General features: G+C 63.6%; 13 protein-coding genes. 7 read left to right on the top strand and 6 right to left on the bottom strand.

From position 1 onward, the window contains the following. Positions 1-3: 3 nt before the first annotated feature. The 3 genes from HBO11_RS11065 to HBO11_RS11055 are packed head-to-tail and all read right to left on the bottom strand — an operon-like array spanning position 4 to position 3,900. Positions 4-204, bottom strand: coding sequence for a DUF1656 domain-containing protein (locus HBO11_RS11065; RefSeq protein WP_029297878.1), 201 nt, complete (start codon positions 202-204; stop codon positions 4-6). Continuing rightward, positions 194-2,377 (bottom strand): FUSC family protein, encoded by a 2,184-nt coding sequence (locus tag HBO11_RS11060; protein ID WP_169954561.1) that lies wholly within the window; start codon positions 2,375-2,377, stop codon positions 194-196. The genes HBO11_RS11065 and HBO11_RS11060 overlap by 11 nt, the downstream gene beginning before the upstream one ends. A gap of 11 nt (positions 2,378-2,388) precedes the next feature. Next, complete coding sequence (locus HBO11_RS11055) at positions 2,389-3,900, bottom strand: efflux transporter outer membrane subunit (protein ID WP_169954562.1); 1,512 nt, start codon at positions 3,898-3,900, stop codon at positions 2,389-2,391. Between the two features lie 181 nt (positions 3,901-4,081). On the opposite strand from HBO11_RS11055, the gene HBO11_RS11050 reads away from it, so the two are divergent. The 5 genes from HBO11_RS11050 to HBO11_RS11030 all read left to right on the top strand — a co-directional run bounded on the left by HBO11_RS11050 (position 4,082) and on the right by HBO11_RS11030 (position 8,600). Further along, positions 4,082-5,050 carry a LysR family transcriptional regulator gene (locus HBO11_RS11050; protein ID WP_169954563.1) on the top strand — a complete coding sequence of 323 codons (969 nt, stop codon included), beginning with the start codon at positions 4,082-4,084 and terminating at the stop codon, positions 5,048-5,050. A 236-nt stretch (positions 5,051-5,286) separates the two neighbouring features. After that, positions 5,287-6,261, top strand: coding sequence for a D-glycerate dehydrogenase (locus HBO11_RS11045; RefSeq protein WP_169956325.1), 975 nt, complete (start codon positions 5,287-5,289; stop codon positions 6,259-6,261). A 98-nt stretch (positions 6,262-6,359) separates the two neighbouring features. Then, the gene (locus HBO11_RS11040; RefSeq protein WP_057438202.1) at positions 6,360-7,262 is read left to right on the top strand and encodes a chemotaxis protein; all 903 of its coding nucleotides are present in this window, start codon (positions 6,360-6,362) and stop codon (positions 7,260-7,262) included. Between the two features lie 3 nt (positions 7,263-7,265). After that, positions 7,266-7,748, top strand: a complete 483-nt coding sequence (locus HBO11_RS11035) for a GNAT family N-acetyltransferase (protein ID WP_169956327.1) — start codon at positions 7,266-7,268, stop codon at positions 7,746-7,748. A 108-nt stretch (positions 7,749-7,856) separates the two neighbouring features. Continuing rightward, positions 7,857-8,600 carry a YkgJ family cysteine cluster protein gene (locus HBO11_RS11030; RefSeq protein ID WP_169956329.1) on the top strand — a complete coding sequence of 248 codons (744 nt, stop codon included), beginning with the start codon at positions 7,857-7,859 and terminating at the stop codon, positions 8,598-8,600. Positions 8,601-8,671: 71 nt separating this feature from the next. Here HBO11_RS11030 and HBO11_RS11025 read toward each other — a convergent pair whose 3' ends face one another. The 3 genes from HBO11_RS11025 to HBO11_RS11015 all read right to left on the bottom strand — a co-directional run bounded on the left by HBO11_RS11025 (position 8,672) and on the right by HBO11_RS11015 (position 11,924). After that, positions 8,672-10,246, bottom strand: a complete 1,575-nt coding sequence (locus HBO11_RS11025; protein WP_169956331.1) for a PAS domain-containing methyl-accepting chemotaxis protein — start codon at positions 10,244-10,246, stop codon at positions 8,672-8,674. A 97-nt stretch (positions 10,247-10,343) separates the two neighbouring features. After that, positions 10,344-11,552 carry a transporter substrate-binding domain-containing protein gene (locus HBO11_RS11020; RefSeq protein ID WP_169956333.1) on the bottom strand — a complete coding sequence of 403 codons (1,209 nt, stop codon included), beginning with the start codon at positions 11,550-11,552 and terminating at the stop codon, positions 10,344-10,346. A gap of 138 nt (positions 11,553-11,690) precedes the next feature. Continuing rightward, entirely contained in the window at positions 11,691-11,924 is a 234-nt protein-coding gene (locus HBO11_RS11015) for a hypothetical protein (protein WP_057438192.1), read from the bottom strand. 215 nt (positions 11,925-12,139) lie between these two features. On the opposite strand from HBO11_RS11015, the gene HBO11_RS11010 reads away from it, so the two are divergent. Then, complete coding sequence (locus tag HBO11_RS11010) at positions 12,140-13,306, top strand: efflux RND transporter periplasmic adaptor subunit (RefSeq protein WP_169956335.1); 1,167 nt, start codon at positions 12,140-12,142, stop codon at positions 13,304-13,306. Next, the gene (locus HBO11_RS11005) at positions 13,303-16,398 is read left to right on the top strand and encodes a multidrug efflux RND transporter permease subunit (RefSeq protein WP_169956337.1); all 3,096 of its coding nucleotides are present in this window, start codon (positions 13,303-13,305) and stop codon (positions 16,396-16,398) included. The genes HBO11_RS11010 and HBO11_RS11005 overlap by 4 nt, the downstream gene beginning before the upstream one ends. Positions 16,399-16,407 lie beyond the last annotated feature (9 nt).

The following is a 16,407-nucleotide window of genomic DNA, read 5'->3' as shown; positions in this document are numbered from 1 at the left end:
TTCTCAACGGTAGACGGTCAGCGCCATGGCGCCGAAAAGACAGGTGAACAGGCTCAGGCGCAGCAGCGCCGGGTGCCAGAAAAAACGGTACAGGTCAAAGCCTGCGAGGAACCGATCCAGGGCCCAGGCCAGTCCCGCAGCGATGAAGAACATCAGGGTCATGGTCGGCATGTAGATGCCGTGGAACGCGATTTCACGAGGCATGGGCGACTCCGGAAGGCTTGAAGGCAGCCAGGGGCGATTGCGGGTCCAGCAGGGAGGTGCGGATAAAGTGCAGGTAGCTTTTCACCCGGCGCAGGGCCGAGGTATCGAAGTGGGGGGCGAAGGGTTCGTCGGTGGCCTGCACGCGGCTGATGGCGTGATCGACCGCCACCAGCGCGCGCTCCAGGTTGCTCTGGCTCGGTTGCAAAAACAGCCGCACCAGCGAGCGCCCCATCACCCGGATTGCCTGGCGCCAGGGCTGGGATTGGGCATAGGCCGGGTGCACCGGCAGGATCGCCTGTTCCTTGCGCAATTCGATGATCGCGTGGCCGACCTCCAGCACCACGAACATCCAGCGCAACAGGTTGCGTTGCACCAGGGGCTGGCCGGCGGCCAGGCCGTAGGCCTGGTGCAGCAGGTCGCGGGTGCGGCTTTCAAAACCCGAGGCCAGGCCCTTGAGCTTGCCGCTGATGGCATATACCACTTGCTCGCGCAGGTCGCGCTCCAGGCGGCGCCACAGCCACGGGCTGTTGGGCGGCAGGATGATCGCCCCGGCCGCTGCACACACCAGCATGCCGATGATCATGGCGATGTAGTCGTTGATAAAGGTGTAGGGGTTGTAGATCGTCAGGTTATCCGGCACCGAACCGGTGCTGAAGAAAATCAGCAAGCCAAGGCCAACCCCGGCGTATTGCGGGCGCGACGAGAGGAACGCGCCGAGCACAATTACCGGGGCGAGCATCACGCAGAGCAAGGGAAAGCCGTCGATCCAGGGAAACACGAAGAACATTTCGACAAACCCCACCAGCGCGCCGATCAATGTCCCACAGGCCATCTGGAAGGCCATGCGCTTGGGGTTTGGCGTGGCGGCCGACAGGCCCACGGTGGCCGCGGCAATCAAGGTCATGGTCGCGCCGCTGGGCCAGGCCGTGGCCACCCAGTAGCTGCCCAGTACCAGCAGAATGAATGACGCGCGAATCCCCGAGGCAGCGCAGGCCAGCCAGTTGGTTTTCGGGGTGTAGGGCTCGTCCCAGTGCTCGCGTTCGTGGCTGTGCTCGGCCAGGGAGGCGTGGGTTTGCGCGTAGTTGTGCAGGTCATCGACAAAGCGGTACAGCAGCTCATAAGCGGTGTGAAAATCCAACTGCTCGGCATCGCTGGGGCTGCTCTCCTGGAACATCGCCCGCAGGCTGCGGACCTTGGCCGGCAGGCTCTCCTTGTAGGCCGTCAGTTGGCTCACCAGGCGCGCAGCATCGGGGCTGGTCAAGGCGCGCCCGCTGAAGCCATCGAGCAATTCGGCCAGGTCCTGCAGGCCGGGCTTGATCGCGGCCACCACATGGTCGGCGGCATCGCTGCGCAGGCGCTCAAGCAACTGGTGCAGGGCGTTGAACCGGGTGGTGATGCCCATGAATTCGCTGTTCAAGCGACTGAGCCGGCCATTGCGCCGACGCATATGCGGGTCTTCGAATACGGTGACGCTGCGCAGCCCTTCCAGGCCCACGGCTTCGGCGATAAAGCGCACGTTGCTGCTTTCAAAACCTTCACGCTGGCTGCGCCCGCGCAGGCCATCGGTGACAAACAACGCAAAGGTGCCGAAGCGCTGGTACAAGGCGTTGCGCATCGCCGCGCTGCTGGTTTGCGGCAGGATCGCGGCACTGACCAAGGTCGCACACAGAATCCCCAGGGAGATTTCCAGCACCCGCCATACCGCCGCCATAAAGGCGCCGTCCGGGTGGGCGAGCGCCGGCAGGCCGACCATCGCCGCCGTATAGCCGGCCAGTACAAAACCATAGGCGCGAAAGTTACGGTTGCGGGTCGCGCCAGCCGTACACACGCCAACCCAGATCGCCAGCGCGCCCAGGAACAGCTCGGTGTTTTGCGCAAACAGGGCGATCAGCAACACCATCACCGCCGACCCCGCCAAGGTGCCGAGGAAGCGGTAGAAGCTCTTGGCAAACACCTGGCCGCTTTGCGGTTGCATCACGATAAACACGGTGATCATCGCGGTACGCGGTTGCGGCAGCTCCAGGCGCATGGCCAGCCACAGGGTGAGGAACGCGGCGATCAGTACTTTGAAGATATACACCCAGGTCACGCCGTCACTGCGCGCCCAGTCGAAAAAGCCACGGCGCCATTCCAGGGAATGCAGCCAACGCAGCGGTGCAGGCAAGGGAGTCATGGGCAACCTGATCAGTGATCGAACACGGCCAAGGCCGCCGGGGTCTTGCTCGGGAGTGTCTTATCGGGTGCCGGCCCATCGTTGCCCGCGCCAAGGCCGCCGCCCAGGGCGGTCACCAGTTCGGCATGGGCGCTCAAGCGCGCGGCCTGGACCTGTTGCTCGACCTGTTGCTGGCGAAACAGCAAGGTCTGGGCATTGAGCACATTGAGGTAATCGGTCAGCCCGCGCTGGTAGGCGATCATGGCGATGTCATAGGTTTTCTGCGCCGAGGCCACCGACTCGGCGGCGAAGGTTTGCTGCTTGGCCATGGATTCACGGCGGATCAGTTGGTCGCTGATGCCCTTGAGCGCATTGACCAGGGTCTGGTTGTAGCGGGCCACGGCAATGTCGTAGCCGGCGCTGGCCGCGCCCAATTGCGCGCGCAGGCGGCCACCGTCGAAAATCGGCAGGGTGATCGCCGGGCCGACGTTGTAGTTGAGTTTCTTGCCAGCGAGAAACTCCAGCATGCCGCCGCCGGTGGCAACGTAGCCGAGGCTGCCCACCAGGTCGACATTGGGATAGAAGCCAGCGTGGGCCACGTCGATGCCCCGGGCCTGGGCCGCGACTTGCCAGCGGCTGGCGACCACGTCCGGGCGCTGGCCGAGCAATTGCGCGGGCAGTGCCGAGGGCAATTTCAATGGTACGCCGAGAGCCAGGGTTGGCCGCTGCAATCTCGCACCCTCCCCCGGGCCCTTGCCGGCCAGGGCGGCCAGTTGGTTGCGGGTCAGGGCGATTTCTTCGTCGAGGGCGTCCAGTTGCCGATGGGTTTCGGGCAACGGCGTCTGGGCCTGGCTGACTTCAAAGTGCGTGCCGATCCCACCCTCCAGGCGCTTTTGCGCCAGGTCGAGGATCTGCTGTTGCTGGGCCAGGGTGGCGGCGACGATATCGCGCTGGGCGTAATGCAGCGACAGCTGGATATAGGCGCGCACCACGTTGTTCTGCAGCTCCAACTGGGCCTGGCGCGCCTGGGCGACACTCCGATGCGCCAGGTCGAGGGCGCGCTCGCTGGCATTGCGCTCGCGGCCCCACAGGTCGAGGGCGTAGCTCAGGCCCAGGGCAGCGTTGTTGTCCCAAGTGGTGGAATTGTCCAGTTTACCGGGGCCGTAGAACTGATCGCTGGGCCAGTTGTGGCGCTTGAGGGTGGCGTCGCCGTTGATCTGCACGGCCTCGGCCGACTCGGCCAACCCCGCCATGGCCCGCGCTTCACGCACCCGGGCGGCGGCTTCGGCGATGCTTGGGCTGCCTTGTACGGCGAGGTCGATCCAACGGTCGAGTTGCGGGTCGCCATAGGCCTGCCACCACTGGCTGGTCGGCCAGTGGGCATCCCGGGCGGCGCTCTGGATCGCGTCGTCGGTGGCCAGGGTATTGGCGGCGAGGTGCTTGCCTTGGGGGGCAATCCCTCCGGTTCCGATGCAGCCGCTGATTGCTAACGATAAAGCCCAAACACTGAGAGTCTTCAGCTCTCTGCTGATGCGACGCGGCACTGCTGCGAATTCCTGAGGTGGTGGTGCGGGGACGGTGCGGCAATTCTAGGGGGCGCGGGGAATGGCGATAAGGTGGGATTCCTGTGAATCTTTGTTACCGTTCAGGCGATAATCCATTGGTAGGGATCACTGGTAGTCGTAACTTTCTGTCACAATTTGTCATCTCCCTTGAGAGCACCCCATGGACACTTTGCAAAACATGCGCGCCTTCAGTTGTGTCGCCGAGGCCGGCAGCTTCACCGCCGCCGCCGTACAACTGGACACCACCACGGCCAACGTCTCGCGCGCGGTCTCCAATCTGGAGGCCCATCTGCAAACCCGCTTGCTCAACCGCACCACCCGCCGCATCGCCTTGACCGAGGCCGGCAAGCGCTATTTATTACGCTGCGAGCAAATCCTCGCCTATGTCGAGGAAGCCGAGGCCGAGGCCAGCGACGCCCACGCGCGCCCCGCCGGGCAGCTCAAAGTGCATACCATGACCGGCATCGGCCAGCATTTCGTGATTGATGCGATTGCCCGCTATCGCCGCACCCACCCCGACGTGACCTTCGACCTGACCCTGGCCAACCGCGTGCCAGACCTGCTGGACGAGGGTTATGACGTGTCCATCGTGCTCGCCAGCGAGCTGCCGGACTCGGGGTTTGTCTCCCAGCGCCTGGGGATCACCTACAGCATCGTCTGTGCCTCGCCGGCCTACGTTAAAGCCAATGGTTGCGCGCAGCGGCCCAGCGATCTGCTCAACCATGCCTGCCTGCGCTTGGTCAGCCCGGTGATCCAACTGGACAAATGGGCCTTCAACGGCCCGGACGGCCAGGAAAGCGTGAGCATCAACAGCTCGCCGTTCCTGGTGAACTCCGCCGACGCGATGAAAACCGCGATCATCAGCGGCATGGGCGTCGGCCTGCTGCCGGTGTACGCGGCCATCGAGGGCCTGCGCAACGGCACCCTGGTGCGGATGATGCCGACGTATCGCTCCCAGGAGCTGAACCTGTACGCCATCTACCCGTCGCGCCAGTACCTGGATGCGAAGATCAAGACCTGGGTGGAGTACCTGCGCGGCTCGCTGCCGGAGATCCTCGCGGCGCACCAGGCGGAACTCGCGGCGTATGAGTTGAGCGGCAGTTTGGGTGGGGTGCGGCTGGGTAGCTGATTTAGAAAACGGACTCCCAACTATTGGAGATCCCCTGTGGGAGCGGGCTTGTCGGGTCGCCGCATCGCCGCGATAGCGGTATATCAGTGCCAGATGTAGTGCCTGACACACCGCTATCGCGGCGATGCGGCGACCCGACAAGCCCGCTCCCACATTGGTGATGCGGTGTCCTGACAAGTGTGGGCAGGAATGTTAGCGTGCTTGGCATTCTTCCCCGTCGATGAGCCTCACTTGCGATGAAAAAGACTGTCCTCGCCTTCAGCCGTGTCACCCCCCAGATGATCGAACGCCTGCAACAGGACTTCGAGGTCATCGTCCCCAACCCCAAGCAGGGCGATATCAACGCGCAGTTCAATGAAGCCCTGCCCCACGCCCACGGCCTGATCGGCGTCGGCCGCAAGCTGGGCCGGGCGCAGCTCGAAGGGGCGAACAAGCTGCAAGTGGTGTCCAGCGTCTCCGTGGGTTACGACAACTACGACGTGGACTACTTCAACGAACGCGGGATCATGCTCACCAACACCCCCGATGTGTTGACCGAAAGCACCGCCGACCTGGCCTTTGCCCTGCTGATGAGTAGCGCCCGCCGTGTGGCCGAGCTGGACGCCTGGACCAAGGCCGGGCAGTGGAAAGCCAGCGTCGGCGCGCCGTTGTTTGGCTGTGATGTACATGGCAAGACCCTGGGTATCGTCGGCATGGGCAATATCGGCGCAGCCATCGCCCGCCGTGGGCGCCTGGGCTTCAATATGCCGATTATCTACAGCGGCAACAGCCGCAAGACCGCGCTGGAACAAGAGCTGGGCGCGCAGTTGCGAAGCCTGGACCAGTTGCTGGCCGAGGCAGATTTCGTGTGCCTGGTGGTGCCGTTGAGTGAAAAGACCAAGCACCTGATCAGCCATCGCGAATTGGCCCTGATGAAACCCAGTGCAATCTTGGTGAACATCTCCCGTGGCCCGGTGGTAGACGAACCCGCACTGATCGAAGCCCTGCAAACCCAGCGCATTCGCGGCGCCGGGCTGGATGTGTATGAGCGCGAGCCCCTGGCCGAGTCGCCGCTGTTCCAACTGAGCAATGCGGTGACCTTGCCGCATATCGGTTCGGCCACCCATGAAACCCGTGAAGCCATGGCCAACCGTGCCCTGGACAACCTGCGCAGCGCACTGCTGGGCCAGCGCCCGCAGGACCTGGTGAACCCGCAGGTGTGGAAAGGCTGATCGGCATTGTAGGAGCCGGCCAGCCAGCCCCTACAGTTTTTGGCGCGAACGTCGATAACCCGCTATAGATTGTTATCGCTGATCCACAGAAGGTTTTTATGTCCACCACCAAAGCCCGCGCAGATTCACTCTCGCTTCTGCTCTTTACCTTGCGCAGCGGCAAGCTGATGGCCATCAACCTGCTGAAAGTCAGCGAAATCATTCCCTGCCCGCCGCTGACCAAGCTCCCGGAGTCCCACCCGCACGTCAAAGGCATCGCCACCCTGCGTGGCGCGGCCTTGTCGGTGATCGACCTCAGCCGCGCGCTGGGCGAGATGCCCCTGCAAGACCCCGACGGCGGTTGCCTGATTGTCACCGATGTCAGCCGTTCCAAGCAGGGCCTGCATGTGCAGGCGGTGAGCCGGATCGTGCATTGCCTGACCACCGATATCCGCCCGCCGCCCTTTGGCTCTGGCGGCACGCGCTCGTTTATCACCGGCGTGACCCAGGTCGACGGGGTGCTGGTGCAGGTGCTGGACATCGAAAAAGTCATCCACGCCATCGCCCCCGCGCAGATCGAAGTGGCGCCGACTGACCTGACCATGGAAGAAGCCGAAGTGCTCGGCCATGCACGCATCCTGGTGGTGGACGACAGCCAGGTGGCCCTGCAGCAATCGGTGCACACCCTGCGCAACCTCGGCCTGACCTGCCACACCGCACGTAGCGCCAAAGAGGCCATCGACGTGCTGCTGGAACTGCAAGGCAGCGCCGGGCAGATCAATGTGGTGGTGTCTGACATCGAAATGTCGGAAATGGACGGCTACGCCCTCACCCGCACCCTGCGTGAAACACCGGATTTCCAGGATTTGTACGTGCTGTTACACACCTCCCTGGACAGCGCGATGAACAGCGAAAAAGCCCGCCTGGCGGGTGCCGACTCGGTACTGACGAAGTTTTCGTCACCCGAGCTGACCAAATGCCTGGTGGTCGCCGCCCAGACCGTGGCGCAAAAAGGCCTGTAAATAGTGACAGCGTATTACCAACTGCTACGCCGCGACCTCACCGGCAGCCTGCCTGCACCGCAGTGGCCAGCCGATACCCACCTGGATCATTACCGCCCTGCACTGGCCCCGGCGATCCATGCGGTATTGCGCATGACCCAGGAACAGGGCGGCGGCCGCGTGGCCAACCTGGAGGCCTGGCAGCAGCAATTTCTCAGCGACGCAGAGTTCGACCCCACGCTATGCCTGGTCGCAAGTAACGCCGAGGGCATTCTTGGCGTGGCCCAATGCTGGACCAGTGCCTTTATCCATCACCTCAGCGTCCACCCCTGCGCCCAGGGCCAGGGGCTGGGTCGTGCCTTGTTGCTGCACAGCTTCCAGGTGTTCAAGCAACGCGGCGAGCCCTATGTGGACCTCAAGGTGCTGGAGAGCAATCTGCGCGCACGCCAGTTGTATGAAAGTGCCGGCATGGTGTTTGTGCTGCGCGACGTGGTCAGCGAGGGCTGAGCGGCACTGGCGCATAACTTGCTTCCAGAGTCTCTGAACGGCGGATAGAGGTAAAAACCCGTCACCGTTCAAGAGAGCCCTCTGACCTGGCCTGGTAGCAGATCCTCCATGAATACCCATTTTTCCTGCGTTGGTTGCGGTAAATGCTGCACCGACCATCATGTACCCCTGACCCTCGACGAAGCCCGCCAGTGGGCGGCGGACGGCGGCAATGTCATCGTGCTGGTGGAAGGTTTCCTGGGCAATGGCCTGGGCCTGCCTGTGCAACAACGCGAGCATGCCGAACGGCGTTCGGTGGTGGTGCCCAGCGGCAATACCCAGGCGTTCGTGGCGATCACCTTTGCCGCTTACAACGCCGGGCGCTGCCGGAATCTTGACGAAGACAACCGCTGCGGCATCTATGAACGGCGGCCGCTGGTCTGTCGTATCTACCCGATGGAGATCAATCCGCATATCCCGCTGAACCCGGCCGCCAAGGATTGCCCGCCGCAATCCTGGGAACAGGGCCCGGCGCTGATCGTCGGCGGCGAGCTGATGGACCGGGAACTGGCCGAGCTGATCCACCGCTCACGCCAGGCCGACCGTGACGATGTACAGACCAAGGAGGCGGTGTGCGCCCTGCTGGGGATTCGCACCACGGCGCTCAAGGGCGATGGTTTTACCGCGTACCTTCCGGACATGGGCGCCTTTGCCCAGGCCATAGCGCTGGCGGTGGAGCAACCGACCATGGCCAATGAGTGGGTGTTTCATGTGTCCGGGATGGACATTGCCGAACAGTTGCTGGATGCCGGGGCGCAGATCGCCACCGAAGTGCCGGCCAACTATGCGTTTATCTCGCTGCGCGCTGCCTGAACCTTTTGGGAGCCGGCTTGCCGGCGATGGCGTGCGCGAAATCGCCATTGCCGGCAAGTCGGTTGCGAAGATTAGCGGCGTTTGCCCCAGAACTCTTCAGCCAGCCGCCGCAGGTCCTCCGCCAGGGCCGCTACGTCGCCCGAGCTGAGCTGGCTCTGCTGGCCGGCGCTGACGGTGGCCTCGCCGGCATCGCGAATGCCGACAATATTGCGATTGATGTCCTCGCTCACCGCGCTCTGTTCCTCCACCGCCGTGGCAATCTGCACGCTCATAGCGGTGATCTGGTTGACCCGCTGGCTGATGCCATCCAGGGCCGACGCCGCGCGCTGGGCATGCTCGACGCTGACTTCGACGTGCTGGCTGCTTTGCTTCATCGCCATCACCGCATCGCGGGCGCCGCCCTGCAGGGTACTGATCATGCGCTGGATTTCATTGGTCGATTGCTGGGTGCGCTGGGCCAGGCCGCGGACTTCATCTGCCACCACCGCAAAGCCACGGCCCTGCTCGCCCGCCCGCGCCGCCTCGATGGCCGCGTTGAGGGCCAGCAGGTTGGTCTGCTCGGCAATCGCCCGGATCACCTCCAGTACGCTGGAGATATCCCCGCTGTGGCTTTCCAATTGATGGATCACACTGGTGGCCCTGGCCAGCTCCTGGGACAGACGCAGCACCGCATCACGGCTTTCGTCCACCCGCTGATGGCCTTCGCGGGTCTCGCTGCCGGCCTGGTCGGCCGCTTTCGAGGCTTGCTGGGCATGGTTGGCGACTTGCGCCACGCTGGCCGCCATCTCCTGGATCGCGGTGGCCACCTGGTCGGTCTGGGTCTGCTGGCCCAGGGTACTGGCGTGACTGCTGTCCAGTTGCTGGACCAGAGCGGCGGCGTGCCCGGATAAACGCTGCGACGCATCGCCAATCCGGCCGACCACCGCGCCCACCTGGGCTTCGAGCATCTGCATGGCAAATTCGATTTGCCCCAGCTCATCGGCACGCCCGGTGTAGATCGCCTGGCTGACGGGGTTATCGGCAATCTGCCGGGCCCGCTCGCTCAATTGCCTCAAGGGGCGCAACAACAGGTTGATACCCAATACCCCCGCTGCGCCCACCGCAGCCAGGCCCAGCACCTGCAAGGCCCACGAGTAGCTCGCCAACCCGGCCCCCACTCCCCAGGTCAGGGCGCAGGTTGCACCGGTGACCAGCGACAACTTCATGGGCATCTCCAGCACTGGCCGCAAGCGCCGACTACCCGCGCGCAGGCGGGCGTAAGCGCGCTCCGCCGCCATCACCCGCCGCGCATCGGGCTTGGTGCGTACCGACTGGTATTCCACCGCGACACCGTCGCGCGTGACCGGCGAGGCATAGGCGCTGACCCAATAGTGATCGCCGTTCTTGCAGCGATTTTTCACCATGCCCATCCACGAGCGGCCGCTTTTGAGGGTCTGCCACATATGGGCAAAGGCCGCCGACGGCATGTCCGGGTGACGCAGCAGGTTATGTGGCGCGCCCAGCAATTCCTCGCGGTTGTAGCCGCTGACGTCGATAAAGTCCTGGTTGGCGTAGGTAATCGAACTGCCTAAGTCAGTGGTCGAGAGGATGTTGGCGTCTGGGGCAATGTCAACACTTCGACCCGTGACCGGGAGATTGATCTTCATGGAAAGCGCGCTCGGGGGTTATTGAGGGAGTCGGCAGGGGCACCGACTCTAAGCGCACCGGTTGAGCAAATACTGATCCAGCTCATGTTCCACGCATTTAGTTGGGCACCGCTGCCTCCGGCTCGCGGTACTCCTCGGTCAGGGCCACGCACTCCAGCGCTACCCGCGCGCTGCGCGGTAGGCGGCGCACCGCCAGTACGCTGCGGGCGGGCAACCGGCTACGGTCGAAGTAGCCCAGGTACACCTCGTTGACCAGGGCCAGGTCATCCAGGTCGGCCAGCATCAAGGTGCACTTGACCACCCGGTCCAACGACGAATGATGACGCTCCAACAGGTCGTGCAGGGTCTTCATCACCTGCTTCATCTGCGCGCCAGTGCCACCCTTCACCGGGTTGCCGCGAACATCCAGCCCCGCAATATTGGAAATGTACAGCGTGTTGCCAACCCGTACTGCCTCGGAAAAAGGCAGCGCAATTTCAGTGGGGTAAAAGTGTGGTCCGTCGCCGTCCGGCGCCGCTGCCGTCTCGGGCTCCTCCTGCAGATAGCGCTGGAGAATGCGCTGGTGCTCGCCGCTCTGCTTGAGCTGCTCCAGCGCCCGGTTGAGGTCACCGCGCAATTGCGGGTCGGACTTGCGCACACCGATGGCCACGGCGGTGCCCATCTGTTGGCCGGTGACCGGCCGGCCGACAAAATCAAATGGCTGCCCCTGCTCGGTGTCGAGCAGCTCCTGGCGGATTTCGGCGGTGCCTTGCAGCGTCGCGTCGATATCACCGGCCACCAGGCTGCGGATTAACTGGTCGTTGAGCCAGTAGCTCTTGATGATCACGCCCGCCGGCGCCCATTGCGCCAGGGCAAAGGCTTCGCGATTGCTGCCGGTAAGTACTCCCACGCGCTTGCCCTTGAGGGCACGCACCGTGGGCAGCAGGCCGGAATACTTGCGGGCTACCAGGTGTGTGGTGAGGGGGTACAGGTCGTCGGTAAAGTCGATCAACTGCCGGCGCTGGGGGGTTGAAGCCATGCCCATGATTGCATCGAAACGCCGGCTTTCCAGGGCGTCGATGCTAAGGGTGAAAATCTGGTCGACCCAGGTGCAACGGGCGTCGAGTTGGGCGCACAGGGCATTGCCCAACTCGATGTTCAGGCCTACCAACTGCCCTTGGGCATCGCGGCTTTCATAGGGGGGAAACAGTGGGGAGATTGCGAAGCGGATTTCGCTGCGCGCTGCAGCAGCTGTCGCTGCGCCTATAAACAAACCACCCGACAGCAGCGACCCAACGGATAAAACGAAGATCTTTGCCAAAGCCATGAAGAAGTCCCTTTCTTGAAAGACCCGCTCCCTCAACCGGTACTTCTGCCAACCAGACGCGGCGAAGGGGAATCGAGAAAGCTTTCAAGAAAAGGTCATGGGCCGACAAGGCGAAAAGTCAGCAAGAGCTGTAGGCAGTCAGCGTTTGCCCATCGAACGACGGGTGCCCGGAGGCGCCATGCCGGGGGTCTTGGTGTGGCCGTTCTTCGCGCCGTTTTTGTACCACGGCTGATTGCTGTCTTTCGCCCCGGCCAGTTCACCCGGTTTGAAAGGGAACTTGAAGGCCGGGATCACCGGTTTGGCTTCACTGTCGAGGCTGTCTGGATCAGCGAGTTCGGCGCTTTCAACAGGCGGTTGTGTCGGGGAATTCATGGAAGCTCCGGGGCGTGCAAAAAATGACGCGGGCCCGACTTGCGGGCCACACTGGCGCGCAGTATACCTGCGCGCCCTGGATCTTTAACCACCGCCAGTACGAATGGTCGACCTTTGCTGACAGCGCTGTCAGTTAACAGTCACTTTGCTGACCGGGTTTGCAGGCTATAAAGAACCTCCACTCTTCCCATTCTCTGTCCGGACGCCGCGAGCCCATGCACATTCAACGCAAAACCACCTTGATTGTGCTCGCCGTCGTGGCCCTGGCGATCGTGGCCTGGGTCTCGACCCGGCCGGCCAAGACCAAGCTGTCTGCCTCGACTGCGATCCCGGTGCGGGTGGTCAGCGTCACGCAGCAGGACATCCCGCGATTTGTCAGCGGCATCGGCTCGGTGCTGTCGCTGCACAGTGTGGTAATTCGCCCGCAGGTCGACGGCATCCTCACCAAACTGCTGGTCAAGGAAGGGCAATTGGTAAAAACCGGTGACCTGCTGGCAAGCATCGATGACCGGGCGATCCGCGCCAGCCTCGACCAGGCCAAGGCCCAACTGGGCGAAAGCCAGGCGCAGCTGCAGGTGGCGCAGGTCAATCTCAAGCGCTACAAGGAGTTGAGCATCGACGACGGCGTGTCGAAGCAGACTTACGACCAGCAGCAAGCCCTGGTCAACCAGCTCAAGGCCACCGCCCTGGGCAACCAGGCGGCGATTGATGCAGCTCAGGTCCAGCTTTCCTACACGCAGATTCGCTCCCCCGTCAGCGGTCGGGTGGGGATTCGCAATGTGGATGAAGGCAACTTCCTGCGTACCAGCGATGCCCAAGGCCTGTTCTCGGTGACGCAGATCGACCCGATCGCCGTGGAGTTTTCCCTGCCGCAACAGATGCTGCCGACCCTGCAAGGCCTGATCGCCGCGCAGCACCCGGCCAGTGTCGATGCCTTCCTCGGCGCCGACACCGATAGCCCGGCGGCGGTGCTGCTCGGTGAAGGCCGCCTGAGCCTGATCGATAACCAGATCAGCGCCACCACCGGCACCATCCGCGCCAAGGCCGAGTTCAGCAATGCCACGCAAACGCTGTGGCCGGGGCAACTGGTCACGGTGAAGATTCAGACCGCCCTCGACAAGGCCGCCCTGGTGGTGCCGCCGACCGTGGTCCAGCGCGGCATGGACTCGCACTTCGTGTACCGCCTCAATGGCGACAAGGTGGACGTGGTGCCGGTGCACGTGGCCTATCAGAACAGCGCATTGACGATTGTCACCGGCGTGCAGGCCGGTGATGTGCTGGTCAGCGACGGCCAGTCACGCCTCAAGGCCGGCGCCCAGGTGGAGGTGCTCAAGGAGCCGCCGCAAGTGATCCAGACCGCCCAAGCGCAGGCCCAGCCATGAAGGGCCGTGGCTCGGTATCGGCGTGGTGCGTCGACCATCCGGTCGCGACCCTGCTGCTGACCTTTGCCCTGGTGCTGCTGGGCTTGATCGCCTTTCCGCGCCTGCCCGTCGCGCCCTTGCCGGAGGCGGAGTTCCCGACAATCCAGGTCACCGCCCAACTGCCCGGCGCCAGCCCCGATACCATGGCGTCCTCGGTGGCAACGCCCCTGGAAGTGCAATTCAGCGCCATCCCCGGCATGACCCAGATGACCTCAAGCAGCGCCTTGGGCTCCAGCCTCCTGACCCTGCAATTTACTCTCGACAAGAGCATCGATACCGCCGCCCAGGAAGTACAGGCGGCGATCAACACCGCAGCCGGCAAGTTGCCCAGCGATATGCCCAACCTGCCGACGTGGCGCAAGGTCAACCCGGCGGACAGCCCGGTGCTGATCCTCAGTATCAGCTCCAACAATATGCCCGGCACCGAACTGAGCGACTACGTGGAAACCCTGCTGGCCCGGCAGATCAGCCAGATCGACGGGGTCGGCCAGATCAGCATCACCGGCCAGCAACGCCCGGCGATTCGCGTGCAGGCCTCGCCGGACAAACTCGCCGCCATCGGCCTGACCCTGGCCGACATCCGCCTGGTCCTCCAGCAATCGAGCCTGAACCTGGCCAAGGGCGCGCTGTATGGGCGCGATAGCGTGTCGACGCTGTCGACCAACGACCAACTGTTCCACCCCGAGGAATACGGCGACCTGATTGTTTCCTACAAGGACGGCGCGCCGGTGCAGTTGCGCGACGTGGCACGGGTGATCAACGGTTCGGAAAACGCCTACGTGCAAGCCTGGTCCGGTGATACGCCGGGGGTCAACCTGGTGATTTTCCGTCAGCCGGGGGCCAATATCGTCGACACCGTGGACCGCATCCAGGCCGAGCTGCCGCGCTTGCAGGCGATGCTGCCGGCGTCGGTGGACGTCAGCTCGTTGTCGGATCGCACCAAGACCATTCGTGCCTCGCTGCATGAAGTGGAAATCACCTTGTTGATCGCGGTGTTGCTGGTGGTGGCGGTGATGGCGCTGTTCCTGCGCCAGTGGTCGGCGACCCTGATTGTCTCCAGTGTGCTCGGGGTCTCGCTGGTAGCCAGTTTTGCCTTGATGTACGTGATGGGTTTCAGCTTGAACAACCTGACCCTGGTGGCCATCGTGATTGCCGTGGGGTTTGTGGTGGACGACGCGATTGTGGTGGTGGAGAACATCCACCGTCACCTTGAGGCCGGCCTGGACAAGCGTGAAGCAGCGATCAAGGGCGCCGGCGAGATCGGTTTTACCGTGGTGTCCATCAGCTTCTCGCTGGTGGCGGCGTTTATCCCGTTGCTGTTCATGGGCGGCGTGGTCGGGCGCCTGTTCAAGGAATTTGCCTTGACCGCGACCTCGACCATCCTGATTTCGGTGGTGGTGTCCCTGACCCTGGCGCCGATGCTGGCCGGGCAGTTTATGCGCGCCCCGACCCACCACCCCCATGACAAGCCAGGGTTTGGCGAACGCCTGCTGGCCGGTTACGCGAGGAACCTGCGCCGGGCGCTGGCCCATCCACGCACGATGCTCGGTATCTTCGTCGTGACCCTGGGCCTGGCCGTGGCCGGCTACGTGTTTATCCCCAAGGGGTTTTTCCCGGTACAAGACACCGGTTTCATTCTTGGCACCAGCGAGGCGGCGGCCGATGTGTCCTACCCGGATATGGTGGCCAAGCACCAGGCGTTGGCCGAGATCATCAAGGCTGACCCGGCGGTGGAAAACTTTTCTCACTCGGTGGGCGTGACCGGCAGCAACCAGACCATCGCCAACGGCCGCTTCTGGATTGCCTTGAAAGATCGCGGTGATCGCGACGTGTCCGCCAGCCAGTTTATCGACCGGATCCGCGCCAAGCTGGCCCAGGTCCCGGGGATCGTGCTGTACCTGCGCGCCGGCCAGGACATCAACCTCAGCTCCGGACCCAGCCGCAGCCAGTACCAGTACGTGCTCAAGAGCAACGATGGTGCGACCCTGAACACCTGGACCCAGCGCCTCACCGAAAAACTGCGCGCCAACCCGGCCTTTCGCGACCTGTCCAACGACCTGCAACTGGGCGGCAGCATCACCCACATCAGCATCGACCGCCAAGCCGCCGCGCGTTTCGGCCTGACCGCCACCGATGTCGACCAGGCGCTGTACGATGCGTTCGGCCAACGCCAGGTCAATGAGTTCCAGACCGAGACCAACCAGTACCAGGTGGTGCTGGAGCTGGACAGCCAGCAACGGGGCAAGGCCGAGAGCCTGAACTACTTCTACCTGCGCTCGCCCCTGAGCGGCGAAATGGTGCCGCTGTCGGCGCTGGCCAAGGTCGATCCGCCGACGGTCGGGCCGTTGTCCATCAGCCATGACGGTATGTTCCCGGCGGCCAACCTGTCGTTCAACCTGGCGCCGGGCGTGGCCCTGGGTGACGCGGTGATCATGCTCGACCAGGCGAAGAACGAGATCGGCATGCCGAGCACCATCATCGGCAATTTCCAGGGCGCGGCGCAGGCGTTCCAGAGTTCATTGGCCAGCCAGCCGTGGCTGATCCTCGCGGCGCTGGTGGCGGTCTATATCATCCTCGGCGTGCTGTATGAGAGTTTCGTGCACCCGCTGACCATCATCTCGACCCTGCCCTCTGCCGGCCTGGGTGCGTTGATCATGCTGTGGCTGCTGGGCCAGGACTTTTCCATCATGGCCTTGATCGGGCTGGTGCTGTTGATCGGCATCGTCAAGAAAAACGGCATCCTGATGATCGACTTTGCCCTGGAGGCCCAGCGCGTTCGCGGGCTGGCGCCTGGCGATGCGATTTACGAGGCCTGTATCACGCGCTTTCGGCCGATCATCATGACCACCCTCGCCGCCCTGCTGGGCGCGGTGCCGCTGATGCTCGGCGCAGGTCCCGGCGCGGAATTGCGCCAGCCGTTGGGCATCGCGGTGGTCGGCGGGTTGCTGGTGAGCCAGGCGCTGACCCTGTTCACCACGCCGGTCATATACTTGTACCTTGAGAAACTTTTCCATAGACCCACACCGGCCCCTGGGCTGGCGACCACACATTGAGGCGGGGTC

The organism is Pseudomonas sp. WS 5010, from assembly GCF_012985565.1.
Classification (GTDB): domain Bacteria; phylum Pseudomonadota; class Gammaproteobacteria; order Pseudomonadales; family Pseudomonadaceae; genus Aquipseudomonas.
Note: the sequence above shows the minus strand (reverse complement) of the source record. Positions and strands in the feature narration are given on the sequence as shown.

Excerpts from the sequence above, each read along its gene's own strand:
- HBO11_RS11020 (WP_169956333.1), bottom strand. The coding sequence starts at position 11,552 with ATGGCTTTGGCAAAGATCTTCGTTTTATCCGTTGGGTCGCTGCTGTCG.
- HBO11_RS11065 (WP_029297878.1), bottom strand. The coding sequence starts at position 204 with ATGCCTCGTGAAATCGCGTTCCACGGCATCTACATGCCGACCATGACC.
- HBO11_RS11050 (WP_169954563.1), top strand. The coding sequence starts at position 4,082 with ATGGACACTTTGCAAAACATGCGCGCCTTCAGTTGTGTCGCCGAGGCC.
- HBO11_RS11045 (WP_169956325.1), top strand. The coding sequence starts at position 5,287 with ATGAAAAAGACTGTCCTCGCCTTCAGCCGTGTCACCCCCCAGATGATC.
- HBO11_RS11030 (WP_169956329.1), top strand. The coding sequence starts at position 7,857 with ATGAATACCCATTTTTCCTGCGTTGGTTGCGGTAAATGCTGCACCGAC.
- HBO11_RS11010 (WP_169956335.1), top strand. The coding sequence starts at position 12,140 with ATGCACATTCAACGCAAAACCACCTTGATTGTGCTCGCCGTCGTGGCC.
- HBO11_RS11005 (WP_169956337.1), top strand. The coding sequence starts at position 13,303 with ATGAAGGGCCGTGGCTCGGTATCGGCGTGGTGCGTCGACCATCCGGTC.
- HBO11_RS11025 (WP_169956331.1), bottom strand. The coding sequence starts at position 10,246 with ATGAAGATCAATCTCCCGGTCACGGGTCGAAGTGTTGACATTGCCCCA.
- HBO11_RS11040 (WP_057438202.1), top strand. The coding sequence starts at position 6,360 with ATGTCCACCACCAAAGCCCGCGCAGATTCACTCTCGCTTCTGCTCTTT.
- HBO11_RS11015 (WP_057438192.1), bottom strand. The coding sequence starts at position 11,924 with ATGAATTCCCCGACACAACCGCCTGTTGAAAGCGCCGAACTCGCTGAT.
- HBO11_RS11060 (WP_169954561.1), bottom strand. The coding sequence starts at position 2,377 with ATGACTCCCTTGCCTGCACCGCTGCGTTGGCTGCATTCCCTGGAATGG.